Origin of the sequence: Kitasatospora sp. NPDC127116 (genome assembly GCF_042677365.1) — a bacterium.
In the GTDB taxonomy this organism is placed as follows: Bacteria; Actinomycetota; Actinomycetes; order Streptomycetales; family Streptomycetaceae; genus Kitasatospora; species Kitasatospora lactacystinica.
Window position 1 is genome coordinate 59,345 of sequence record NZ_JBHXTL010000013.1, and the last position, 24,019, is coordinate 83,363.

Sequence of the window (24,019 nt, forward strand, 5' to 3'; positions counted from 1 at the left end):
CACAGGGCGGGGGCGGGGTGGCGGTCAGGGCCGGTAGGAGAAGGTCTGCGCCTGCGGTGCGTTGATCATCTGCAGCGCGAACTGCGCGGAGGAGAGCTGCTGGACGCCGTGGGCCTGGGACAGGGCGGGGACCAGGGGATCGCCTGGGCCGTACACGTTGAGGACATCCGGGTCGGTGGGGTTGTCCCGGTCATTGGGGCGCAGGAAGCGGCGGAAGCGGTCGAAGCGGTCGAAGCTGTTTTCCGGCGGGAACTCCCCGGCGGCCCCTTCCACGGGGTAGCCGATGCGGTCACCGCTGATCCGGCGGAGTTGGAGCGTGCCGACCTCGCCGATGCCGAAGCAGATGCCGCGTGGCGGCTCGGCCAGTTCGAACCGGTCGATCACCTGCGGGTAGAGCAGCAGGCGGGTATCGGTGCCGTAGACGGTGCTGCGCAGCGGCTCGATGACGGTGGTGTCGGCGTAGGCGGTGATGATGGTCTGGGGCCAGTTCGGTACCAGGTCGGAGCGGATGAGCACCGCGCAGGCCGGTACCGGTCCGCCGGTGGTGGCCAGCTGGTTGAGGTCGGCGTCCAGGGCGTGGCCGACGCCGATGCTCAAGGCGCCGTCTACGGCGGCGCGGACCCAGCAGGGGTCGACGTGGGCGAAGCGGATGCTCTCGGCCGGCAGCATGCGGCTGTCGGGGACCAGGTGCTCGAAGCCGAGCATCTCCAGCCGGCGCAGCCGGTCCAGCCAGTCGGTCACGGTCCGGAACTCGTCCCCGGCGGCCTGGGTGAGCAAGGTGGCGACGCTCGGCTGGGACAGCAGGGCCCGCACCCCGGATACGGTGCGGGGCCGCCGGGCGGTGGCGGTGCGGCGCAGGCCGGCCCGCAGCTGCGGGCCGGCCTGGTTCACGGTACGGGCGAGCCGGGTGCCGTCGCCGTCGAGGAGGAGGCGGTCGAACGCTTCGAAGGACAACGGTGCGGTGAGCTGCCGGGCCGCCACCGCACGGCCTGCCAGCTCGGGGTGGGAGGCCAGACGGCGCACGGCGGAGCGTGCGGTCGAGCGGAACTCAAGCAAGGCGCTGCGGAATTCCGCGTCGGCCAGGGCGAGCGTGCGCCCCGCGGTGAAGGCGGCGGCGTAGGCGGTGTCGAAGACGCCGTACTTCTCCAGGTAGATCAGTGCCTCGCCGGACGACTCCAGCCGAGTGGCGGCGGGCTTGGGAAGTTCGTGGGCCGGGCGGGCGGTGAGCGGCCCGCGGTGGAAGGCGACGGTACGCTCCCCCGTCTCCAGACGCTGCGGCAGGGCGACGGCGCCGCCCGCCATGCGGTCGAGGGCCTCGCGCTGATGATCGGACGGGCTGGCCGGGGTGCTGACCGGCAGGCGCAGCCGCAGCTCCTCGGCGTCGCGGGGGGTTTTGCCGTCGGTGGTGGCCAGATACTGGGCCAGGTCCCCGAAGCCGATGCCGGAGTCGGGCTCACTGGTGAAGGACCAGGAGGTCAGGGAGACTAGACGCACCCCCGCGGCCGGCGCGGGGGCGTTCAGGTACTGGTCGAAGCCTTCGAGGGAGACCAGGTGCACCACGTGCCGGCCGCCGACGGCGGAGGGGAACCGGTTGGTGACGACGATGGCGTTCAGCTGCCCCTCGTCCGGGGCCGGCTCGTTTTCGGCCATGGTGGCGTCGGGCGGGCCGCCCTCCCGGACGTGAGCGAGGTAGCCCATCTCCACGGGCAGGGGTTTGACCTGGTCGAACAGGGCGGCGGGGACCAGGACCGTTGCGCACCGTTCCTCGTTCTCGTCGTCCCGCAGGCTCTCCTCCGGCAGGGCCGGCGGCTCTCCCGGGCCCAGCGGCCGGTCGGAGGAGAGGAGTTCACGCACGGAGCCCAGGACGACCTGGCCGCAGGCGTCGGGGTCCTCGGGCAGTTCGCCCTCCCGGAACAGCAACAGGGCCATCCAGGGGACTTCCTCCGGATGCCCGGCGCCCAGCGGGCGGTTCCAGGGCAGGCCGGGGGCGTCGAGGTTGATGTGCGGAAGGATCAGGCCGTAGGCCCCCTTGGCATCGGGTACCGGGAAGCGGGCGTTGATCCCTGCCGGGTCGATGCTGAACCGCGGCTCGATGACGTCGAACGGCTGCGGCGTGGCCTCGATTTCGTGGTCCTCGCCGTCGACGTCCTTCAGGACCTGCCGGTTGTTGATCACGTAGCGGCCGGCGTACAGCGAGGGGATGCGGTGGTCGAAGAACCGGGTGCGGTGCCGGGCCGTGGGCGCGGTGAAGGGCCTGGGTCCTGATTCGGGTGCGGCGGTCACAAAGAGTGCCTTTCGACAGGGGCGGCTGAGATCACGGGCAGCGAGCCGCCCGGCGGCTGGAGCGGTCCGGCCGGTGGTGGTCGCGGGCGGGCCGGATCAGGCGGCGGGCACCAGCATCGGCTGCGCGGTGAAGGCGGTGCCCGCGGCCCGGGCGTACCCGCTCAGGTCGGCATCGAGTGGGCCGAGTTCGGCACCCAGACCCTCCAGCGCGCTGATGAGGGCGCAACGGTTGCCGCGGGTGCCGGCCGCGTCGATACCGTCCTGGATCTTCTCGATCACGGTGCTGGTGCGTTGCGGCTGGGCGCCGGAGCGTGCCTCGTCCGAGGACAGCGGCTGGTTGCCGTCCGGCGCCATCGGGTCGAAGGAGATGCCCTTCTCGTCGATGAACCCGGTGTTGGTGCCGTACTTCACCGGCGGCGACACCAGCCGGGCCCCGAGAACCCGGTCGGGCAGTAGCCCGTCACCGCCCGCGCCCGCACTCGTGCCCCACAGGCCGTTGACGACACTGCCGCGGATCAGCGTGCACCCCCAGTCCGCAAGCCTCTCGGTGGTGTTGTTGTAGTCGAGCCAGACACGCAGTTCGCTCTCCCGGCCCCTGACGCGCATGGGCAGGATGTCCACCGCCTCGGCGGTCGCCTCCGGCTCGGTGCTGTCGAGGTCCAGGTACAGCTTGCTGACCGGGGCCTGGGTGTCGGCGGTGAAGGTGAAACCGCCGCTGTCGACCAGCCACGGCTTGGTATCACTGCGGGCGCCGACCTCGGGGGTGCTCTCACCGGTGTATCCGGATACCGGGAGGGTACGGACCATGGCCGTGGGCGGGGGCAGCATGCCCTGGAAACCGCCCCAGCCCAACGCGGGTTCGTCATCGCGGCGGTCCGCGCCGAACCCGATGGTGAAGGAGATGAACCACAGGTGGACGGTGGCCTCGCCGCCCACCGACGGCCCCCACACCCGCACGTCGACCCCGATCTCGATGGAGATCGTGATGCGCACGAACCACACCTTGATGGTGGCCGAGACCCCGACCCGGACTCCCATGCCCACATCGAAGTAGAAGGGGTTCCACTCAACGAGTGCGTCCACCTTGGCGATCAGCCAGGCCCGCAGCATCCCGGCGTGGAAGGTGACCTCCAGCGAACCGCCGGCCATCAGCGACTTGGGCGTCAGCGCGGCATAGGCACTGCCTTTGATGCTGACCGTGGAGCCGATGCCCCAGGTCAGGCCGGCGGGCTGCTGCTTCGGGTAGTGGGCGGGCACCTGGCGGCCCGGCGGGATGGCGCCGAGGATCAGCGCGAAATCCCCGGCCTTGGGATGGTTGCCGAACCAGAACTTCATCCCGACGCCGCCGTGCAGCTTGCAGTTCGGGTCGATGATGAAGGTCTTATCGGTGAACCCGGCGCTCAGGCTCAGCTCCCCGGCCGTCGGCCGCAGCGTCGCCTCGATACCGATCTCCAGCCGGGCGATCTTCCAGTCGCCCTTCGTGGGCAGCTCGGCCCCGCCGATCCCCAGCAGGCTGATCGTCAGATCCGAACCCGTCTGGACCAGGGCCATCATCCGGCCCTTGAAGGACGCGAAGCAGTCGAACGCCAGACCGGCGGCCAACCACAGATCACCCTCCTGCGGACTCACCCACCCGCCGGTGCCGATCAGCTGGTTCAGCACCTTCAGCGGATCGACCTCGTCATCGTCCGCACCGATCTCGCCCGGGTTGTCGAGCGCGACCAGGAACGGGAACTCCCCCAGGGCCTCCGCGGACGGCACCCGCACCCGGCTGTTCCAGCCGAACCCGGCGGCGATGCCGCGCACCTGCAAAGGAGGAGGCGTGAAACCCGTCTCACTGCCCAGCGAACCAAAGGCGAACAGCGACGGCCCGCCGCCGCTCCCGTCGGGAACGTAGTACGCGCCCATCAGGGAACCGTTGAACGCACCGGTGTCCACCAGCAGCGTCCCGCCGACCACCGCCTGATAGCCCGGGCGCGAGGTCGGCAGCGCCGTCAGCGCCCCCGCGATCCGCACCGGCGGATTCTCGTAGTTCACGCTGATGCCGTTGTCACCACTCGGTGTACCGATCGGCGACCACCCACGCACCATCGGCGACTCAAGGACTCGTGCCCCCCGCCGCCGGAACGCCGGCGGCCGGGGAACGAGGATGCCGTGCTCGGTGACCAGGGCCTGCGGCCTACGGTCCCGTTCACGTTCGGCTGCCGTCCGCACGCGCACCGGGGGCAGGGGCCGGCCCAGGCCGTCCCGCCGCCCGGAATCGGTCTGGGCCGCAGGAGCCCGCGCGGTCAGCCGCAAGGCCCGGCCGTCCACCACCGCCCACGCCCCCGGGGGTAGCTCGGCGCCGTCCACGGCACCGTCGATCAGGACCAGCACTCGGCCCTCACCGAGATCGGCGGCGGCCAACGTCCCGGTCACCAGCTCACCATCACCCGTGAAGGCGATGCGGACCGGCACCGGGGACGCAGAAGCGGTCGTGGCGGCCTGCCCGGTGATCCACAACTCCTTCAGATCGCACACCGCACCCTCGACCCGCAGTTGGCCACCACGGAACACCAGCCGCGCGTCGGGCGCATGGCCGTTCAGCACGGACACCGGGATCTCGACCACTCCACCCGGCGCCGCCCGCTCAAGGATTTCCCGGATGTCACCCACACGTACTGACACAGAGACCCGCCTCCGAACCATGACAGAAGGGAGCAATCGATCGAATGTTCTCTTTAACGGAAGGAGCCGCCCAAAACCGGCGCAAGCACCCCGCACACTGTGACCGGCATATGACACACAGCACAACCGCCCTTGACCGCTGCGACCGACAGACCAGCCAAAGTTCCGCCGAATGGCTCAGAGGGCACCATCCGCCCCTTCCGCCACAGCAGCGAGGCGCCCGCCAACACCGAGAAGGCGTCCCCAGTCGCCCGCCCCGCGTACCCGGCGCCCGATTCGGGAGTCTCCTCAAACCGGACGTGGCGAGCCAGTCCACGAATTCGTGAGTGCCACCACCGGAATCGGTGCGGATCAGGGTCTGCCGCCCGCGCCGGTACTTCTGCAGCAGCTGGCCGAGCGCGAGCCGGGCGACTTCGATGCGGTCGGCGGCGGTGTCGCTGCCCGCGTTCCCGGGCCGAAGCAGGCCCGCCACCGGTTCCCCGGCACCGCTCGCACCATGGTCGACGAACGCAAACAGCGGATGGTGGCCGAACATCCTGTTCCAGGTCGCGGCGGCGTCCTCCTTCTCGGAATGAGCGAGGACCAGCACTGCGCCGATGTCGACGACCACCTCGCTCCTCGCATCCGGGGCGGCATGCCGGCCGACCGCCACACGCGTTCACTGTCGGGGATCTCGGGAAGCCTGCGATCAGCCCGCCGCGCGCCGTGATGACCGTGGACGAACTCCGGCGGCCAGGCCGTTGCGGCAGCTCCCCGTTGGGCGATGGTGTTGCTGACGTCGGCCAACGGGAGCCGACTGCGCAGTGTGGTTGGGGGGGGTCGCACTTGACGGCGCCACTGCTGCCGAAAGGTCGAATACAACCGCACCAGGCTCCGCAAACACACCGAGTTCGGGTACCTCGCCCCGCTCGAGGCCCGAGCCAGGCTGCGGCACGACTTCACCCCCGCAGCGTAAGCACTCGCTGTCCAAGATCAGGGGGGAACTTTAAGGTGAGAAACCCGACCAGCCTGTTGTGCACCAGGAAATACGCAGGGTGGACCCAGCCGCGTCGCTTGTCGAAAAACCCGTCGCCCCGCAGCATGCGGCGCATGAGCCGGTGCAGGAGAGGCGCGCCCGCGACGAACAGCACCGGAGCCGGCACGACGCCAACGAACGTGGCACCGAGTCGCGCCGCCCGCACCTGCCATGTGCCGACCTGCATGCGCGCAGTCTCACACAGCGCCTGGGCCGAGGAAGGGATGAACTGGAGGCCAGGAGCGGCGGATGAGAAGTACGCCACCCAACGGTCTCCTGTTGAGATACAGGTGGGCCCCTCCCGAAGAGAGGGGCCCACCTGTTCGGCTGTCAAGCCTTCTCTTGCTGCAGATCAGGAATCCGACTCACAGAGCGCATAGGCCCGAATCTGACCTTCCCGCTGGTGGCTCTCGGCCACCCACGACTTCTGATCGTTAAGAGACGGACCATTGGTGTCCACCGTGTCCAGCGGCGACCCGCCATTGTTGTACAGGGGATGCCAGCTGTAGCCTCCACCGATCAGATGGGTCCCATCTGGACAGGTCGCCCTGGACAACTCACCGCCCCTGACCCATTGCCCTGCTACGACCTGAGTAGTCGCAGCTGCGGCCGTCGAGGCCGTTGCCAGCCCGAAGGCGGAAGCGGCAAGCAGGGCACCGGCCACAGCGGCTACGGTTCGCAGATTCTTTCGAATGAGCATGGCTTTCCTTGTCCAGTTCAGTTCGACGATGAAACACTTTCGAATTCGGACGATAGGACAGCGAAGAGCCCAAGGTGACGATTTGGATCGGAAGATCACCTGAATGAGCGAAGTGCGGCGACAGGTCCGGGTTGTCGAGGGCGTGCAGGGCGGGGCCGACCTGGTGGGCGGACTCGACCAACGGGCTGTAGGAGACGATCACCGAGCCGCCCTGCGGCAGGTTCGGCTGGGAGATCGCCTCGGCGATCTCGCTGAAGGCTCGGCGCTCTTGCTTGCGTCGCCAGCCCTCGGTGTTGGGTCCCAGGGAGCCGGCGGCAGTGGTGACCTACCGCGCTGCGGCTGGTTTGCCAGCGGGGACAATGTCTTTGCCGAGGGGTAGCTTGCGCTGGTGCGCGAGTCCTTCCCAGCTGTGCGGGGCATCCAGAACGACGTCAACCTTGGTCTCGTCCAGACCAGCTGTGCCGCCCTGGCCCGCGTCCCCCACCCCGACAAAGGCCAGTGCACCAGCGTCCGCGGTAATCGCCCAGCCAAGCCGGCCAGGCCGGGGATCAGGTCTCGCCGACGCCGAGGCCAAGGTCCGCCACCTGGAGGAGCAGCTCACCAGCACACCCGCCCAGACCGCGGAGCACAGCGGCCCCCGGCCCGCCGACCCCATCCCGCAGCAGCTGCGCGCTTGGGCCAGGAAGAACGGTGCCACCTGCAACTTCCACGGCGCCGTCGCCCGCACCGTCGCCGATGCCTATCACCAGGCCTGCACGGCTGCGGCCTGACCTTTCCGCTACCTCCGGTGTCTGTGCCTCGTTCTGTCCAAGGGGACACATCCCGGCGCAGACGCCGACCCCCTTGCCCCGAGGAGCCCCAGAGCATGGCCCGCCGCACCCTTGTCACCCTGCCCGTCCACTCGGACGGCAGCACCTGCGGCCACGAGGTCAACAGCCGAGGCAAGCCGAAGGACGAGACCTCCGGCTGCACCGGCCGGACCGGCTACAAGGCCACCTGCTCCTGCGGCTGGAGCAGTAGCATCCAGTATTTGCGCCTGCTCGCCGACGAAGACCGTGCCGAGCACGCCCGAACCCACACCACTGTCCCCGCCGCCGTCCAGACCGGCTGACCAGGGGGACCGCCATGACGCCATGACCACCCAGCCCCTCACCCTGGACGGCTACCTCCAGGAGCCCCCGCGCCTGACCACCACCCTCAACGGCCTCACCGCCCTGTGTGCTCCCGCCTTCGGGAGCAGGCAGGAGCGACGGGCTGGCACGGCGCAGGCGATCCGAGATCGTCGGAGCCTGCAGATGGCGGCTGCACTTCTGACCGAGCCAGCCAGGCATGTTCGCACTGTCCCGCCAGAGCACCCGCACATAGCCACCGTCACGACGCCTCAAAGGGAATCGGACCAAGAACCACATAGCACCTTCTGAGGCCGAGGCCCTATCACAAGGCGGGATCGCGCTGGTGGGCTTTGTGGGAGAGATAGCTGGTTCGTGTGACTTTGAGGTGAGCCTTTCCGTGTCAAGGGAAGGTTCACGGGTGGCTGCGGGTGCCGTGCACCGTCGTCCGGCGGGAAGCCGTCGCAGCGGCGCCTTCGGGGAGGGTGGGAAAGTCGTGTCAGCACAGGGGAGTGCGGGAGCGGGCGCCGATCGGGGCAAGGAGGCGGTCCAACTCCTGGCCGGTGTCATCGATGTGGGACTGGAACAGGCCGAGAGCTTGCTGCGCCGGATGCGCGGGGTGCTCGGCCGCTCCGACCTGCACGAGGTGGCGGCGGACGGGCAGGAGGAGTTGCGGGCGCGGGGCGAGTTGCTGCTGGGCCGTCTCGCCCCCGCCGCCGAGTCCCACCTGGAGGCCGTGGCGCGCCGCGCGGCAGCCTCCCGCCGGACATCCTCCGATGCCTGAGGCGTGGCAGGGGCCGGCGCTGAAGTCGCGCGTCGAGGACGCCCTGCACGCCTTCGTGCACGAGGAGACGGGGCTGCTGGTCGCCATCGATGCCCAACTTGAGTCGGTGGCTGGGCAGTTGTGCGCGGCTGTGGCGGAGGGTAAGCGGTTGCGTGCCGCGTTCGCCTACTGGGGCTGGCGGGCTTCGGGCCAGCCGGACAGCGAGGCGATGGTGCGGGCCGCGGCGGCGATGGAGTTGGTGCACGCGGCGGCTGTGGTCCACGACGACCTGATCGATGACAGCCCGATCCGCCGCGGTGTGCCCACCGCACACCGGGCGTTGCGCCATGCCGTCGCCGACGGGCCGGGGTGCGAGGCCCAGGGCAGGTCACTGGCGTTGTTGGTGGGTGATCTGCTGATGTCCTGGGCTGGGCAGTTGTTCGCCGGCTGCGGGCTGCCCGCCGCCTATCTCGCGCGAGCTCGTCCCTTGTGGGCCACACTCGCCCGGGAGCTGATCGCCGGCGAGTGCATGGAGATCCTCCGTGCCCGGCTGACGCCGAGCGCGGAGAGCTCGCTTGAGATCATTCGTTACAAGACCGCGAAGTACACCGTCGAGCACCCCCTGCACCTGGGTGGCTACCTCGCCGGTGCGCCGCCCGCACTGCTCGACAGCTTCACCGCCTACGGTGTGCCGCTGGGCGAGGCGTTCCAACTCCGCGACGACCTGCTCGGTGTCTTCGGCGACCCACAGCGCACCGGGAAGTCCAACCGGGACGACCTCACCGGCGCCAAACCCACCGCGCTGCTCGCCCACGCCATCACCGGTGCGACGCCCGCCGACCGCGCGCACCTGCAAGCCCGGCTCGGCCGGGGCGACCTCGGTGCGGCGGAGCTGGACCATCTGCGGGACATCATCGAGCGCTCCGGCGCCCGGGCCCGCGTCGAGGAGATGATCGCCCAACGAGCAACCGCCGCCCGCACCGCCCTTGAGCGGGCCGCACTCCCGCCGCAGGCCGCCGCAGCCCTTTCCGAGCTGATCGCCGCGGCCTGCGCCCGCACGTCCTGACATCACCGACGCCGAACGGACCCGAACCAGGGGGCACCCCATGACCGTGACACCCGAGGCGATGGACGCCCTGCGCCTGGCGGGCGACCCGCCGGCCGACGACGTGGTGGACGCGCTGTTCGAGCGCGGTGACATCGGAAAGTTCAACACCCTGATGCGCTGGTTCGCCCAGAGCGGCCAGCCGCTGCCCGACGACGTTCCCGAGGAGGCTCGCGACTACCTGCAGGCCACCGCCACCCCGCCCGACTGGGTCGACTGGGACCAGATCGAGAAGGCTCGGCTGTTCTTCATCCGCAACAACGTCCACATCTCCACCGCGCTGTCCTTCGCCTCGATGCCCGCCTGCTACGTCGTCCCGCACGTCGCCCGCCTGCTCAGTGCCACCCACTCGCTCGACTATCCCTCCAGGCGGATGGCCGAGACCGGCCAGTTCACCCTCTACCTGATGCGGCCCGACGCCTTCGAGGCCGGCGGCAGGTTCCTCCCCGCCGCCCAGAAGGTCCGCCTGCTGCACGCCTCCATCCGCCACCACCTGCGCCGCGAGAACCGCTGGGACGAAGCCGCCCTCGGCGTGCCGATCTGCCAAGAGGACATGATCGGCGGGCAGATGATGTTCTCCATCCAGGTACTGGACGCCCTGCACCGAATGGGCATCCACATCTCCAACGAGGGCGCCGAAGCCTACTTCTACGCCTGGCGCCTGGTCGGCGCGATCCTCGGTGTCGACACCCACGCCGCGCCCGCCGACCTGGCCGAGGCCCGCGACTTCTCCGACCTCTACATGGCCCGCCATATGGGCCCCTCCGACGACGGCATCACGCTCACCCGCCAACTCATCGACCTCTACGAGCAGGTCGTCCCCGGCACCCTGCTCGACCCGGTCGTCCCCGCCCTGATCCGCTACCTCATCGGCGACACCTGCGCCGACTGGCTCCAAGTCCCACGCTCCACCTGGGACAAGGCCATCACCCTCGCCCCCACCCTGCTCGGCATCTTCGAGCGCATCGAGGACTCCTCGCCGCTCGGCGCCTGGGCACTGGACCGCCTCGGCGACCTCACCACCCGTTTCGAACTCAGCTCTCTCACCCGCGGCCGCGTCATGCAGTACGCCATCCCCGAACACCTCCACGACGAACACGGCGTTACCTCCACCAAACACCGCACCGACCCGTGGAGCCCGCCCCCGCTCTCCAACAGACTCCCCGCATGACCGGCGCACCCTGTGCCGTTCGGAAAATCGTCGCCGCCGGTCAGGCCGCGTATCGGTACTCGTTGGAGTCTGGCCAACTGCTCTTGAGACCGTCTCAGAGCTCAAAGCACGATGTATCCATACCCTTCCAAGCGAGAGAGACTCGACACGATGAGGTTTGAGGCCGCGAACGTTCTCCGTGAAGCCGCAATCCCGCGCTTCGGTGCGACAGAAGCCAACGGGACACCCGGCCACGACCTGAAGTCCCACCAACAATGGATGGCGACGTTCTGGCATGCCAGCAGGATGGTTGGAAAAGTGCCTCCTCCGACCGGCGCTGACGCACTGCGCTATATCGCGCCGGAGGACCGCGAATTCCTTGAGACTTTTTTCGGCCGGTACTGCCGCAGGTTCCCTGTCACGCGGCACCTCAACCCGAAGCACTTGAAGGACCAGACGCACCTGACCGTCATGTCCTTCCCAAAAGTACGGGATTTCAGCACGCTGGCCACGCTGAACCATGCCATGCTGGTGACTTTCTACGTCGACGACCACCGTCACGGGCTGGATCTGGTGCGGCTGCTCGACGACAGCAGGGCAGACCCGGTGGTCAACGCATTCACGGAATACATCAGGGATGAGATCCCCGGCGCCCACGAAGGATACACGGACGTGTTCCGGGAGTTTCTTGCCGGAAGCCTGCTGCAAGGCAAGATCAAACGGACCGAGCTCCTGTACAGCAGGGTGAAGAGCGTGACCATGGGCATCGTGCCTGTGCACTACATCCGGTGGTGCCTGTACGGACTCCCATCCGAAAAATTCGGCGCCTTGAAACTCCACAACTACATGCACTGGCTGCAACTCGACACGGTACTGGTCAACGACCGGTATTCACTCGGCAAGGAGTCAGACTCCCGCGAGTGGAATGCAATCGCGGCACACCAGCTCAGCCATGAAGAGCTGACCGCCATGATCGACGACAACTACGCCCACCTGATCACGGCCCTCGGAGAACTGCTGGCAACCGAAGAAGACCAGACGTGCGTAGAAGCCTACGCGGACTTCAAAATCTGCGCGGACGCCACGAAAACCTGGGAAGAGTTCTCACCCAGGTACCACCCCGACCGGAGCGACACGGAGACCGAAGAGCTGGGACGCAGTCGGCCGGTGAATAACCATATCCCCTACGGTCCGACAGGACTGGGAACGAAGGGCCTGCGACTGGGCATCAACAGCACCGGCGGACCCGGAAGGCCGCGGGAGCGCTAACAGCCTGAAGAGCCTCCGCCCGGTCGTGACCGGGCAGCGCGGCGGAGAGGGCGGTGACCACGCGGCCAAGGGCTGCTCGGTTTGCGGGCGGTCGCGGACCCGGGTCACAGGCCTCCGGGGCGCCGGATCGTGGTCCGCCGGGCGGCTGGCAGCAGCCGGACCGATGTTGCGTCCGCGGTCTTGCGGACCTCCTCGTTCCAGGGATCGATGGGATGCTCGCGGCGGAGCTGGAGAAGGTTGACCAGCGTCCGCACCAGCCACCCCGCCGAGCACGCGTGGCGGATCTGGCCGGACGGGTGAACGACCCGGCCGTCACGCACCCGACCTCAGCGGAAGGGGGTAGGCATCCGGGTACGGATTCCCGCGAGGAGAGGATTGCGCTGTGCGCTGTGCACTGATCGTCGTCGATGTGCAGAAGGACTTCTGCGAGGGCGGCAGTATCCCGGTGAAGGGCGGTGCCGACCGGGCCCGCGCCATCTCCGACCTGATCCGACGCTCGGCCGGCGACGGCTACACGCACATCGTCGCCACCCGCGACCACCACATCGATCCGGGCGGCCACTTCTCCGACCACCCGGACTTCCAGAACTCCTTCCCCGTGCACTGTGTCGTCGGCAGCGAGGGCGGCGACTTCCACCCCAACTTCGCGCCGACCGCCACCTCCGGCGCCGTCGACGAGGTCTTCTACAAGGGTGCGCACTCCGCCTCGAAGAGCGGCTTCGAAGGCGCGGCCGAGGACGGCACGTCCCTGGCCGACTGGCTTCGCGCACGCGGCGTCAGTGATCTCGACGTCGTCGGCATCGCCACCGACCACTGCGTGAAGGCCACCGCGCTGGACGGCGCGAAAGCCGGCTTCGCCGTACGCGTCCTGCTCGACTACACCGCCGGCGTCGCCGCCGACACCACCGACAACGCCATCGAGGAACTGCGTCAGGCGGGCGTCGCACTGACCGGCGAACCCGTCGTCCTCGGCTGATCCCCTTCTCGGGCCGTGGCCAGGCGGGGCCGCTCACGCACCCGATGGCACTGCCCGACCCCGGATCGGCATGGCAAGCGGTCCTGCGTGACGATCACGACGCTGAGCGACGCTTCCGGAAACCACGTCTGAGGTGCCGTCAACGGCTACCTCCTGTGTCGTTATCCGGCGAAGCCGGCCGGTTGGGGCCCGGCACGTCCATCACCGCGATCACATCGAATGAGGGAACGGCATGACCGAGGCGGAACTGGCGAAGCGCTATCCCCAGCTCAGTAGCACCGATCTCGCCTATCTGGGCAGCATGTCCGACCAAGAACAGCGTGACTACCTTCAGGGCCGCGGTTTCGCAGCAGGCGAAAGCACAGGCCGAGCGGGAACGCCAGGAACGGGAAGCCTCGTCGCGCAACTACTGCGTTCGGGGGTGGGCACGGCGATCAACGACGCGATGACGCGCAGCCCGGTTCAGCCGCCGATGGTGAACTCAACGGATTGCTCGCCCAGGACGACCTTATCGTTGCCGGTGTAGTTGCGGCCGTCTGTGGTCCTCCTGCCGCCGGTCTTCACCCCTTTCACCGCGACCTTGTGAGTACCCAGGGCCAGGTTGTGGAAGACGCGCTCGGCCTTGAGCCGATACGGCACCTTCTCGCCGACCACGGTGATGTCCTCGGAGCTGATCGTCGCGCCGTCGGGACCGGTCAGGGTCAGCGTGATGTCCATCTTCGGCACGAATTTGGGGACCAGCTCGTTGTTCTCCCCGTACCAGATGCCGGCATCCCGGAGACGAGGGACTGCCTCATAGATGACGGTCACCTTCTGTAGCTCGACATCCCAGCCCAGCTCGGCGGTGAGGACGGCCTCGACCTTGGAGACGCCGTCCTTCTCCCCCATGAAGGTCTTCACGCCCGTGGCCGGATCGCGGTAGGTGCGGAAGGGCTTGTCGGGATCGATTTTGATGCCCGTTTCCATCCAGCCGACACTTGAGGACCCGCCCACCGCGCACTGTTGGACCCGCTCGATGCCGCTAGGGAAGCGGCGCAGCGTGCCGAGGGGGTGCTTGCTTCCGTCGGAAGCAGTGCAGGTGCTTCGGGCCCACTCCTCCCGCTTCATTTGGCTCACCTCCTCAGATGCCTGTTCTAGCAATTCAGGGGGCACCTGAGCGTCGGTGATCTCGAACCGGGAGATCTTGTCGCCGGTGACGGTGAACTTCCAGGTAACGCCGTCCAGGTCATTTAGGTCGGTATGGTCAATTTGGCGGTGGGAGACGCCCGTCACGGATGCGCCCCCGTCGGCTTCCGAGCCGATGGTGAAATACCGGATGGACTCCCACAAGTCGGCGATGTCGACATCGTGGCCATCACTAACGAGCACCACGTCCTCGGCCAGGGCGGCATGCCAGGCATCACTGTCGCGCTGGTTGAAGGTTTCGATGAACTGACGGACCACTGGATCGGAAAGCGCCTCGACGGTCGTCATGCCTTACCTCTCTCCCTCTACCCCCCACGCCGCACACATGGTAGTCATGTTGGCACTCAACGTTACCAGTGTGCTGGCGTTCGCGGTCGCGTGGCTGGACCCCGACGCCAGGGTTCTCGCGCCATCGGCAGGTTGCCGCAGGGTCCGTGAGCATCTCCCGACGTGCAACTCAAGTGCCTCCAGACCGACAGGTCGCCGAGGAAGCAGGCGAGGGCACGCGCCCTGCATAGCCTCACTGCCTGCGGCGACGCCACAGCCAGCGGGCCGAGGCCGCGCGAGTGAGGGCGCTGAAGCTGGCCGGGTGTCGCGCGGCCTTCGACGGCATCAGCGCGCATCACCCGTTTCCCAAGGCCACTGCCCAGTCGCTCCTCTAGAGCTTGCCGGGTGCACGAACCGGGCCCCGCGGCAGGGGCCGGGCTCCTGTTCCGCACAGCGGCGGCACACTGGCATCCCGACCTCAGGCACAGGGATGAGGAGGTCTTCAACTCCTCCAGCAGGCACAACAGACCGTCTGGCTACCCCCTCCGCGCAGTGGTGGCTGCGATGACGCCTCATCAGGTGACTAGGAAGTGAGCCGTAACGCGTCGGGAACAGTTCTCCCGGATCAGGCATTACGGCTGGTTATAGGAGTCCGTCGGCTGCCCTTCGAGGCGGCCTCCGGAGTGGGCTGCCATCTGGATGGCGGCCTGGCGGTGGAGGGCGGTCATGACTCTGGGGGAGAGGCTGATCCAGGCGCGGCTGGCTGGCGTTTTGGGCTGGCCGAGGTGCAGTTTGCCGTTGTTGACCGCGGCCAGGGTCCAGCGGACGAAGAGCTTGCAGTCCATGAGGTGCACGTCGGACCAGTGCAGGGCGAGGGTCTCACCGCGGCGCATGCCGATGCCAAGCATGACCTCGAAGAGGTCGGTGAGCTGGTCGGCGTAGTGCTGGATGCTGTGTCGTAGGAAGGTGGCGGCCTGCTCGGGTGTCCAGCAGGTGTGAGTGTCCCGAGGGAGTGGCCCATGGCGTCTTGATCCACTCTTACAAATTGTCTTGATCCACTCTTACTTCGGCCCCGCAGGAGACCGTAGCGTCTGATCCGGCCAGGCCAGACGGGGCGATGCTCTGGGGCGGTCCGGGGGAAGGCGAAGCATGCCGTACGGACGGCTGCGCCCCCAGGGCCGGGGAGCGGGAGGAGAGTCACGTGGCCGGTGGTGCTTCGGCCCCGGGGCCAGTGGGCCTGGGCATGGTCGGCATGGGGGTGTATCTGCCGGCACGGACCCGGTCCAATGACGAGGTGGCCGAGACACTGGACGTGTCCGCGGAGTGGATCGTCTCCCGGACCGGGGTGCGGGAGCGGCGGGTGGCCGCCGGAGACGAGACCACTGCGGCCATGGCCTCCTCGGCCGCCGCCGCAGCTCTGGTGGACGCGGGGATCACGGCCGAGGACATCAGGCTGGTGGTCGCGACCTCCTCGTCCGCCGAGCAGCTGACACCGGCCGTGGCAGCCCTGGTCCAGGCGCGGCTGAGCGCCCACCGGGCAGTGGCCTTCGACGTGTCCGCGGCGTGTTCCGGCTTTCTGTACGGACTGCACGTCATCCAGGCCATGCACGAGGCCGGGCGGCTGGCCGGTCCGGCCCTGCTCATCGGCACCGAACGGCTCACCGCGACAGCGGATCCACGGGACCGTGGCTCGGCTTCCATTCTCGGTGACGGGGCGGGGGCGGTCATCCTCGCCCCGGTGCCTCATCCGGGCGGGCTGCTCGCCACGGTGATCGGTTCCGAGGCTCCGGCGGACCCACCGGTGGCGATCCGCCTCGATCCCACCATGCCTGGCGGAGCCCGGATGACCATGACCGGACATCGGGTGCGCGACTTCGCGCTTCGGCTGATACCCGAGGCCGCTCGCCTGACTCTGGAGGCCGCTGGCGCGGAACTGGAGGAGATCGACCACTTCGTACCCCATCAGGCCAACCCACGCCTGGTCACCGAGGTGGCCGCCGCCCTGGACATGCCGATGGACCGCGTCGCCGTCACCGGCGACGTTCTGGGCAACACCGGCAGCGCCTCGATCCCCCTCACCCTGCACGCGCTGCGTGCACAAGGCCGCCTCCGGCACGGCCAGTTGGTGCTGTGCGCGGCCATAGGTGCCGGTATGACCTGGGCTGGCGCCCTGCTCCGGTGGACGGGCCGGCCGTGACCGACGAGAGGGCTTGAGGAGAGAATCATGGTGAGTACGCGCAAAGGGATCGATGTCCGGCAGGTGATGGGCGCGTGGCAGCTGGTGTCCTTCACGGCCACCGACGCCCACGGGGAGGTCACCCATCCGTTCGGGACGGAGGTGCGGGGGCTGATCATCTACACCCCTGACGGGCACATGTCCGCCCATGTCGCCGGCGAGGACGGCTATCTCGGCTACGCCGGTACCTTCGAGTGGCTGGGCGACCGTGTGGTCCACCGCACCGTGGTCGGCAGCGAGCCCCGGTGGACTGAGGCGCACCTGCTCCGCACCGCCCATCTGGCGGCCGGCCGCCTCACTCTCCGCTCACTTCCTGACGACAACGGGCAGATCCTTGGCACCGTCTGGCAGCGGATGCCCCTCGGCCCGGCCACAGAGGCGGAACGTTGATGCCCGGAACCGGGCACATGCCCCACGACGGCCGGGGCAGCGTGGTCTTCCTCTTCCCGGGGCAGGGCGGCGATCCGCGCGCTGCCCTGCACAACTGGTACCACGGCCACAACGGGAGGTCGGCCGCCGCCCAGGCCGTGTTCCGCGATGTGACCGACCGCGTTCTCGACACGATCGACCGGGAGGCGGCACGGTACGGGTACGGGCCGGTCCGCCCGGTCCTGCTGGAGCATTCCCAGCCGGACCCGCTCCCCTACGGAGCAGTGCCGCTGGCCCACTTTGCGGTCTCTGTCGCCCTCACCAGGGTCCTCGCCGCCTCCGAGATCGTTCCGCGACTGATCGTGGGGCACAGCCTCGGCGAGTACGCGGCCCTGGTCTGCGCAGGCGCGTTCACCCTGGCCGAAGGGGCGCGGCTCGTATGCGCGCTCAACGACGCCTACCGTGATGTCGTCGGGCGTGGCGGCTTGGTCCTTGTCGACGCAGGCGAGTCCGACACCGAGGCGCTGCTGGTCGGCGCCGGCCGCACCGACGTGGCGGTGGCATGTGTCAATTCGCCCCGGCAGGCCATTGTCAGTGGCCCCACTGAGGCTCTTGACGCCCTGCTCGCCCTCACCGGCCCCACCGTTCCCCGCATGTGGCGCCTCCCCGTTCCCTACGCGGCCCACCACCCCGCGCTGCAGCCCGTTCACGACCACTTCCGGCGTAGCGTGGCCGATCTGCGCCCGCGGCACCTGCGCATCCCGGTCCAGTCTCCCGTCCAGGGGTGCGCCTACACCGACAGCGACGACCTGACCACGGCCCTCGCCGACTGCTTCACCAAGCCCGTCCGCTTCACCGACGCCCTCGGCCGGCTCGCGCCGCTCGGCGAGCGGCTGTTCGTCGAGGCCGGGGTGGGCGACAGTCTCAGTGCCTGCGTACGCGCCACACTCCCCGGCGCTCGCACCGTCGCCCCCCTCGCTGACGGCACTTGGCTCGCCGACGACACCTGCTCACCGCCGGTCTCCACAGACGCGGTGCGAGACGGGACGGATTCGACCGCCTGAGCATCCGTAGGGGTGGTTACGTAGCGAACGAACACCGCCTCGTGCGGCGGTGGACACCGATTGTCGGCGGCGCCGGCGGCGCCGAGCCGGCCCCGGCCGGCTGGAGTGCCCGGGGTGCGTGAAGGCCCGCGCCGCGAAGGACCTGGGCCCGCTGGTGCTCCCGCCGCCCACCAAGCGGGAGCTGATTGGCTGCGCTGGTGTCTGCCCCGGCCGATCCGTGGTGGGAGGCGCGTGTCCTGCACGCGAAGCTCTACCCGACGAAGGACCGCAAAGCATGACCTGCGCGCGTCCTCCGGTCTCGGTAAACCTGGCGGCTGCTGGGTCTGTGACCAGCAGTTCGCCACACGCCCTCGCCTGCCCTTGCCCGACAACAGCGCTCTGTGCCGCTCAGACTTCCCTGCGGCCGCACGCTGGATGATCGCGGTCAGGACTTCGCCGAGTTCTTCCGTCAAGTCAGCGTGTTGAGATGTCGGTCGTCTGGGTCATGAATCGGACCCGCCGTTGAGTGATGATCCGCCAGCCGTCCGGTCATGCCAGGCTGATCGGAGTCGGAACCGGCAAGCCGAGGAGAATAGCGTGATCGAGCTGCACACCAACCACGGTCTGATCAAAATCGAGCTGCACCCCGACAAGGCCCCCAAGACCGTCGAGAACTTCCTGGGCTACGTCCGGACGGGGCACTACGACGGCACGATCTTCCACCGGGTGATCAACGGGTTCATGATCCAGGGCGGCGGTCTCGAGCCCGACATGACGAAGAAGCCCACTGGTGCGCCCATCGACAACGAGGCCAACAACGGACTGCGCAACAAGACCGGCACCGTGGCCATCGCCCGGACCAACGACCCGCACTCCGCGACCGCCGAATTCTTCATCAACGTCAACGACAACGACTTCCTCGACCACAGCGCCCCGACGCCGCAGGGCTGGGGCTACACCGTCTTCGGCACGGTCGTCGAAGGAATGGACGTCGTCGAGAAGATCAAGAGCCTCAGGACAGGCACCCGAGGGCTCTACCAGGACGTCCCCATGGACGACGCGGTGATCGAGAAGGCCGTCATCGTCTGACCCCACAAGCCCCACAGACCGGGGCCCGAACCCGCGGGCTGCGCCCCCGGTGATCGGAAGGTCGCCGAGGCGGGCCGTCAACGCCGGGCTGCGCCCGTACTGGACGCGCCGGGGTTCGATCGGCGAGAAGGCCGCCGGATCGTGTGTCATCCGAGTGGTCCTGCCTCGGTGGCCGTAACCCTCGCCCGGTTCGCCCGTTCCCCGGCACGAGAGGGGCAAACCCGCAGCCCGCGCAGGCGCTTGCCGAGCGGCCGCCAGGTCCCGCCGGGTCAGCCGTGCTTGAGGTGGATGAGGAACTCGGGCCCGTACACATGTGCGCTGTCATCCCGCAGGGGCTCGGCCATCAACTCTTGCGCAGCCGGTTTCAGCGCGAACATCGCAACGATCGACTGGCCCAGCGCGGCGTCGTCTCCGTCCCGCCATGCCTTCTCCAGGAGGCTGAGCATCTCGGTGTACTTGTCGTTGAAGGCGGTGAGGAGTTCCTGCACCTTCTCCGTGGGGTTGGGCCAGCGCTCCGCCGTGAGCCGGCCCATGGGGTACGTCTCGGGGAAGGGGACAGGATCCCCGATCCAGTCGTACGCTGTGGGGCCGGTAGGCGTGGGTACCAGCTTGCGCCCCTTCCAGATCTCACCGAAGCCGTAGTAGTGGGCCAACCGTCCGTCGGCGGTGGGGTCGTCGGGGAGGTGGCTGGTGCCCTCTCCCTGCTCCTTGATCACGTCGATCGCCTTCGTGATCTGGTCGACCGACGTGAACTTCTCCAGCTTGTTCCTGCCGATCTGCGTCTCCATCTGATGGCCCGATCCGATGGGCGGTTTGACGTTGTTGAACGCGTCCCGCACCGCGTCGTAGAACTTGCCGATCGTGATCCACTCCTCGTACAGGGGCGCGAGCGGATTCTCGGGCATCTCGATCTCCATGAAAACCTCCCGGACATACGTCTGGGTTAGCCCCTGGAGATACACCTCGATCTCCGGCCGCACATTGCCCGGCAGCTTGCCCGGATATGTCGGGGCCGCGGCGAGGATGTGCGGCGTCTCACCGATCGCCGACAGCATGTTGCACGCCATCCCCATGTGGTACATCTCGTCGTGGACGACGCTCTTGATCAGCGCCTCGGCTTCGGAGTCCTTGGTCTTGATGGACCACATGCCGCACAGGTAGGGCGGCAGGGTCGACAACTCCAGGGCGATGGCAGACTGCAGACTGTCCTTGATCCACTTCAGGTCGTGATCGACCTTTGGGATCTCCATCAGCTCGGCGATCGGCATCGGCTTGGTGGCGAAGGTGGTCACGGCGGTTCCCGTTCGTTCGGCGGAAGCGGCGGGCAGGCCCGGTCAACGTGGACGAAGTCCAAGAAGAAGCTCTGGGGCCGATTGCGACAAATCAGTGCGACTCTGCACGCCGCTGAGTGTGCCTGCGATCGTGCCCGGGGGGCGGATCACGGCAAAAGCGGACAGATGGGTGAAGACTCCTTCGGCGTAGAGCCCCAAGAACGGCCCTGAACAGAGAATTCACCGCTCCAAGATCATCTCGTGGCTGCTTCTGGGCTCACCTTGGTTGGACACCACGGCACGAGAGGCCGCATGTCGCTTCGCTCAACCGAGTGCGCCGAGGACGGAGGTGGTTGAGCCTCCGGGCCTCGGCGCCATGGACCGGGAGGGACGACACGCCATCAGATGGCGTCATCACTTCTTTCGCCCGGTTGGCGGCCTCAGGGCCATGCGCAGAGTGCGGTGGTCCCGGCGCGTGTACGCCGGCAGCCAGTCCCGCTACAGGTTGATCGTCCCCTTGAGCTGGACCAGATCCTTGGGGCCAGCGAGGATAGCGAGCACGAGATCGTTGCCCTGTCCCTTCTTGAGACCACGGTCCTCGTAGTCGTGGAGCATGAACGCCGCGGTGAACTTGCCCTGCCGACACTCGACCCGGGTCATGCCGATGGGGTTCCCGTTGTGGAACATGTCGACTGAGATTGGGTCGGCCTCCTCCGGGCAGGTCCCCGTCCAAGTGACCCGGATGTCCTTGGGCGAAGGAGTCCCTCCGGCAAACACGCGGGTGAGTGTCCATTGGGACGCATCGGACTGCACAGCCATTTCCGTCTCCTATCTGCTCAGGCCATCAGCCGAGGCCGGTCAGAGGCAGGCCCTGCTTGATGGCGCTCCTTGAACAACCCCATTCCGGCCGGTCCGCCCGGTAGCCCGTCGGCACGAGGGCCGGGGCGTGCGGTCAAGGGTGAGTGAGCCCAGCTCATCGCGAGAGCGATGCCGAAGGCGGCCTTGAAGGCACGGTGTGGCCCGAACGCTTCACAACTGGACGGCTCAGCCCCACGTTCAATGCCGAATCAAGTGGGGAACGTGAGCATCCCTGGGGATTTTCCGGGACACTCGTCATGCTCGCGGCAGGCCACGGCATGCTGTACCAGCATGTTCCCGGGGTGGTTCGCCTGCAACCGGTGGTCGGCGCGGTTGGTCCAGGCGTGAATGTCCGCATCGGACGGGGCGTTGTCCCGTGTTCGATCCGTGAGCACTTCGGCGCATGCCAGCCGGCCAGCGTCCGCGCGGTGATACCGGCATCCTTCCTGGTCTCGCGCAGACGCTGGCCGAGGGAGGGCTTGAGCTGTTTGACGCTTGAAGACGACGAAGTCGGGGACACCGTGGCGGGGTGCCGCCCGCCCAACGGTCGGCGACCGGACTGGGGCCGGCCTTCCAGGCGGCCGAGGGCCGCAACGGATCCAGCACGGCGTAAGCGCTGATCTCCGGTGGCCCTCCCGACGGCCAGACCTACGCGGCCAGGCAGGCGTTCGGGATGACCGTAGTGGTGCTGTCTGCGTGGAGGGCGTCCGCGTGGTCGAGGGCTTTGGCCAGGGCGCGGACGGCTTCGTCGGCGGAGTCCTTGAGGAGGTGACCGTAGAGGTCGACGGTGATGGCAAGGTGGGAGTGGCGCAGGGTCTTGGAGACGATGGCGAGGGGGATGCCGGCGGCGATCATGATGCTGGCTGCGGTGTGGCGCAGGTCGTGCAGGCCGATCTTGGGCAGGTCGAGTTCGGCGGTGCGTTTGCGGAGCTGGTCGAGGACCCATTGCGGGCGCAGTGGGTCGCCGTCCGGGCGGGTGAAGACCAGGCCTTCGAGTCGGCCGTCTGGGTGGGTGGCCATCTGGAGGGCGGCTTGGCGGTGGAGGGCGGCCATGGCTCTGGGGGAGAGGCTGACCCAGGCGCGGCTGGCTTCGGTTTTGGGTTCGCTGAGGTGGATCTTCCCGTTGTTCACGGCGGTCAGGATCCAGCGGACGTAGAGCTTGTGGTCCATGAGGTGGACGTCGGACCAGTGCAGGGCGAGGATCTCGCCGCGGCGCATGCCGGTGCCGAGCATGACCTCGAACAGGTCGGTGAGCCGGTCGGCGTAGTGCTCCGTGTTGTGCCGTAGGAACGCCGCGGCCTGGTCCGGGCTCCAGCAGACGCGTACGGCGGCGCGGGGCTTGGCGGGAACGGAGTGCTTGGCCGGGTTGTAGCGCAGCCGCCACGTCCGCACCGCGTGGTTCAGGGCGCTGCGCAGCATGGCCACCGCGTGGTGGACGGTGGTGCGCCCGCGGCCGGCGGCGAGCTGCGCGCTCACCCAGGCGTCGATGTGCTTGGGCCGCAGGTCGACGAGCAGCATGCCGCCGAACGCGGGGACCAGGTCGCGCTCAAGGCACGCGCGATAGCCCGCCCAGGTGTTGGGCGCCAGCGTCGGCCGCTTCGCCTCCAGCCACTCGTGCAGGAACAGCCCGACGCGCAGCGTGCGGTCCTCGTACACACCCCGGTACTCGGCATCCAGCACCCGCGCCATCTCCCTGGCCGCCTCCGCCCGGCTCGCGAACCCACCCCGCCGCCGAGTCCGGCGCTTGCCGTCCTCCGGCGCCAGGTCCACCGCGTACGTCCACCGGCCATGCGCGGTGTCGGCGGCCAGCCGCGGACACCACGAACCCAACTGCTTCCCGCTGTTGCCGTCCTTGCACCCGCACCGCCGATACACCCGACCACGCTTGGGACGCTGCGCCATGGGACTCCTCCTCGAGCCAAGTGGTGGTGGCCTGTCCAGGGTTGCGGGGTCGGTGGGTGTGGCGGCAGAGCGTGCGGGGCGGGGCGTGGAGCACGGCAAGATCGACTGGCCGGGACACGCGCTGGCGACACGCCGCGAGGGTGATCACGGAGCACGTTCGGTGGGTAGGGCAACTTGATCGCACAGCATCGGCCCGCACCGGGTCGCTGCTCGAAAGAGTGGCCGCGGACCGGGAGAAGGCGGTCTGCCGGTCGGCCGTGGGTTGTTGGGCTCAGACAACCCGGAGCACGCGCGGTGCGGTGGCGGCGGGCCTCGGATCGGTCTTCGGAATGCGCCACGGCGAGCGAGAAGTTCCGTGAGCCCGCAGGGAATGGGGGATGCCGGGATTTATCATGGCTATTCTCTGGCTGGCCTTCGGCCGGGTCGGATTGATTTCGCTCGGCGGTGATGGACTCCCTGCCCGGTGACTTTCTGAGCGATCCACGGGAATCGCTGGATCCACGGTCGGAGTGGCGCTACCCTGGAGACATGAACGCCACTCGGACCCTCCGTCAAGCCCCTGACCTGGGGACCAGCTGGGGACCACACGTCATGCGCGCTGCCGCACGAGGTGCGCGAAACGCGCTCATCTGCACACGCACGACGTGTGTGCGAGCGCATTTCAGGCAGGAAAAGGGGAACCCTTCCTGACTGGGGGTCAAGGGGTCGCAGGTTCAAATCCTGTCGTCCCGACGTATGTGACCAGCGGGTCTGTCAGAAATG

General features: G+C 68.3%; 19 protein-coding genes and 1 pseudogene. 11 read left to right on the forward strand and 9 right to left on the reverse strand.

Going from position 1 to position 24,019, the window contains the following annotated elements; genetic code table 11:
• Window positions 1-24 precede the first annotated feature (24 nt).
• From ACFVHV_RS08500 to ACFVHV_RS08515, 4 genes and pseudogenes are all read right to left on the reverse strand, one after another.
• Window positions 25-2,283: a hypothetical protein gene (locus tag ACFVHV_RS08500; protein WP_380349916.1), complete on the reverse strand. Its 2,259-nt coding sequence runs from the start codon at window positions 2,281-2,283 to the stop codon at window positions 25-27.
• Between the two features lie 96 nt (window positions 2,284-2,379).
• Entirely contained in the window at window positions 2,380-4,938 is a 2,559-nt protein-coding gene (locus ACFVHV_RS08505; RefSeq protein WP_380349919.1) for a DUF6603 domain-containing protein, read from the reverse strand.
• A 304-nt stretch (window positions 4,939-5,242) separates the two neighbouring features.
• Window positions 5,243-5,610: pseudogene (locus ACFVHV_RS08510) on the reverse strand (transposase); the annotation flags it as partial.
• A gap of 278 nt (window positions 5,611-5,888) precedes the next feature.
• The gene (locus tag ACFVHV_RS08515; protein ID WP_380349922.1) at window positions 5,889-6,230 is read right to left on the reverse strand and encodes a hypothetical protein; all 342 of its coding nucleotides are present in this window, start codon (window positions 6,228-6,230) and stop codon (window positions 5,889-5,891) included.
• Window positions 6,231-7,123: 893 nt separating this feature from the next.
• On the opposite strand from ACFVHV_RS08515, the gene ACFVHV_RS08520 reads away from it, so the two are divergent.
• The 7 genes from ACFVHV_RS08520 (at window position 7,124) to ACFVHV_RS08550 (ending at window position 13,037) form a co-directional block, all read left to right on the forward strand.
• On the forward strand, window positions 7,124-7,435 hold the full coding sequence (locus tag ACFVHV_RS08520) for a hypothetical protein (protein WP_380349925.1): 312 nt from the start codon (window positions 7,124-7,126) through the stop codon (window positions 7,433-7,435).
• A gap of 95 nt (window positions 7,436-7,530) precedes the next feature.
• Entirely contained in the window at window positions 7,531-7,776 is a 246-nt protein-coding gene (locus tag ACFVHV_RS08525) for a hypothetical protein (protein ID WP_380349928.1), read from the forward strand.
• A 494-nt stretch (window positions 7,777-8,270) separates the two neighbouring features.
• A complete protein-coding gene (locus ACFVHV_RS08530; protein ID WP_380349931.1) occupies window positions 8,271-8,558 on the forward strand; it encodes a hypothetical protein in 288 nt (95 codons plus the stop codon).
• Window positions 8,551-9,603 carry a polyprenyl synthetase family protein gene (locus ACFVHV_RS08535; RefSeq protein WP_380349934.1) on the forward strand — a complete coding sequence of 351 codons (1,053 nt, stop codon included), beginning with the start codon at window positions 8,551-8,553 and terminating at the stop codon, window positions 9,601-9,603. The genes ACFVHV_RS08530 and ACFVHV_RS08535 overlap by 8 nt, the downstream gene beginning before the upstream one ends.
• Window positions 9,604-9,643: 40 nt before the next feature.
• Complete coding sequence (locus ACFVHV_RS08540; protein WP_380349937.1) at window positions 9,644-10,813, forward strand: oxygenase MpaB family protein; 1,170 nt, start codon at window positions 9,644-9,646, stop codon at window positions 10,811-10,813.
• Between the two features lie 150 nt (window positions 10,814-10,963).
• The gene (locus tag ACFVHV_RS08545) at window positions 10,964-12,061 is read left to right on the forward strand and encodes a hypothetical protein (RefSeq protein ID WP_380349940.1); all 1,098 of its coding nucleotides are present in this window, start codon (window positions 10,964-10,966) and stop codon (window positions 12,059-12,061) included.
• Between the two features lie 382 nt (window positions 12,062-12,443).
• The gene (locus ACFVHV_RS08550) at window positions 12,444-13,037 is read left to right on the forward strand and encodes an isochorismatase family protein (protein ID WP_380349943.1); all 594 of its coding nucleotides are present in this window, start codon (window positions 12,444-12,446) and stop codon (window positions 13,035-13,037) included.
• Between the two features lie 462 nt (window positions 13,038-13,499).
• On the opposite strand, the gene ACFVHV_RS08555 is transcribed toward ACFVHV_RS08550, so the two are convergent.
• Both ACFVHV_RS08555 and ACFVHV_RS08560 read right to left on the reverse strand, forming a co-directional pair.
• Window positions 13,500-14,510: a nuclear transport factor 2 family protein gene (locus ACFVHV_RS08555; RefSeq protein WP_380349945.1), complete on the reverse strand. Its 1,011-nt coding sequence runs from the start codon at window positions 14,508-14,510 to the stop codon at window positions 13,500-13,502.
• Between the two features lie 611 nt (window positions 14,511-15,121).
• The gene (locus ACFVHV_RS08560; protein WP_380349948.1) at window positions 15,122-15,397 is read right to left on the reverse strand and encodes a hypothetical protein; all 276 of its coding nucleotides are present in this window, start codon (window positions 15,395-15,397) and stop codon (window positions 15,122-15,124) included.
• 323 nt (window positions 15,398-15,720) lie between these two features.
• Between ACFVHV_RS08560 and ACFVHV_RS08565 the strand changes: the two genes are divergently transcribed.
• From ACFVHV_RS08565 to ACFVHV_RS08580, 4 genes are all read left to right on the forward strand, one after another.
• Complete coding sequence (locus ACFVHV_RS08565) at window positions 15,721-16,686, forward strand: 3-oxoacyl-ACP synthase III family protein (RefSeq protein ID WP_380349950.1); 966 nt, start codon at window positions 15,721-15,723, stop codon at window positions 16,684-16,686.
• 27 nt (window positions 16,687-16,713) lie between these two features.
• Entirely contained in the window at window positions 16,714-17,115 is a 402-nt protein-coding gene (locus ACFVHV_RS08570; RefSeq protein WP_380349952.1) for a lipocalin-like domain-containing protein, read from the forward strand.
• 17 nt (window positions 17,116-17,132) lie between these two features.
• The gene (locus ACFVHV_RS08575; protein WP_380349955.1) at window positions 17,133-18,158 is read left to right on the forward strand and encodes an acyltransferase domain-containing protein; all 1,026 of its coding nucleotides are present in this window, start codon (window positions 17,133-17,135) and stop codon (window positions 18,156-18,158) included.
• 579 nt (window positions 18,159-18,737) lie between these two features.
• Complete coding sequence (locus ACFVHV_RS08580) at window positions 18,738-19,226, forward strand: peptidylprolyl isomerase (RefSeq protein WP_380350056.1); 489 nt, start codon at window positions 18,738-18,740, stop codon at window positions 19,224-19,226.
• A gap of 269 nt (window positions 19,227-19,495) precedes the next feature.
• Here ACFVHV_RS08580 and ACFVHV_RS08585 read toward each other — a convergent pair whose 3' ends face one another.
• The 3 genes from ACFVHV_RS08585 to ACFVHV_RS08595 all read right to left on the reverse strand — a co-directional run bounded on the left by ACFVHV_RS08585 (window position 19,496) and on the right by ACFVHV_RS08595 (window position 23,257).
• Window positions 19,496-20,518 carry a ferritin-like protein gene (locus ACFVHV_RS08585; RefSeq protein WP_380349957.1) on the reverse strand — a complete coding sequence of 341 codons (1,023 nt, stop codon included), beginning with the start codon at window positions 20,516-20,518 and terminating at the stop codon, window positions 19,496-19,498.
• A 477-nt stretch (window positions 20,519-20,995) separates the two neighbouring features.
• Window positions 20,996-21,316, reverse strand: coding sequence for a hypothetical protein (locus tag ACFVHV_RS08590; RefSeq protein WP_380349960.1), 321 nt, complete (start codon window positions 21,314-21,316; stop codon window positions 20,996-20,998).
• A gap of 687 nt (window positions 21,317-22,003) precedes the next feature.
• Window positions 22,004-23,257: a tyrosine-type recombinase/integrase gene (locus ACFVHV_RS08595; RefSeq protein WP_380349962.1), complete on the reverse strand. Its 1,254-nt coding sequence runs from the start codon at window positions 23,255-23,257 to the stop codon at window positions 22,004-22,006.
• Between the last annotated feature and the right edge of the window lie 762 nt (window positions 23,258-24,019).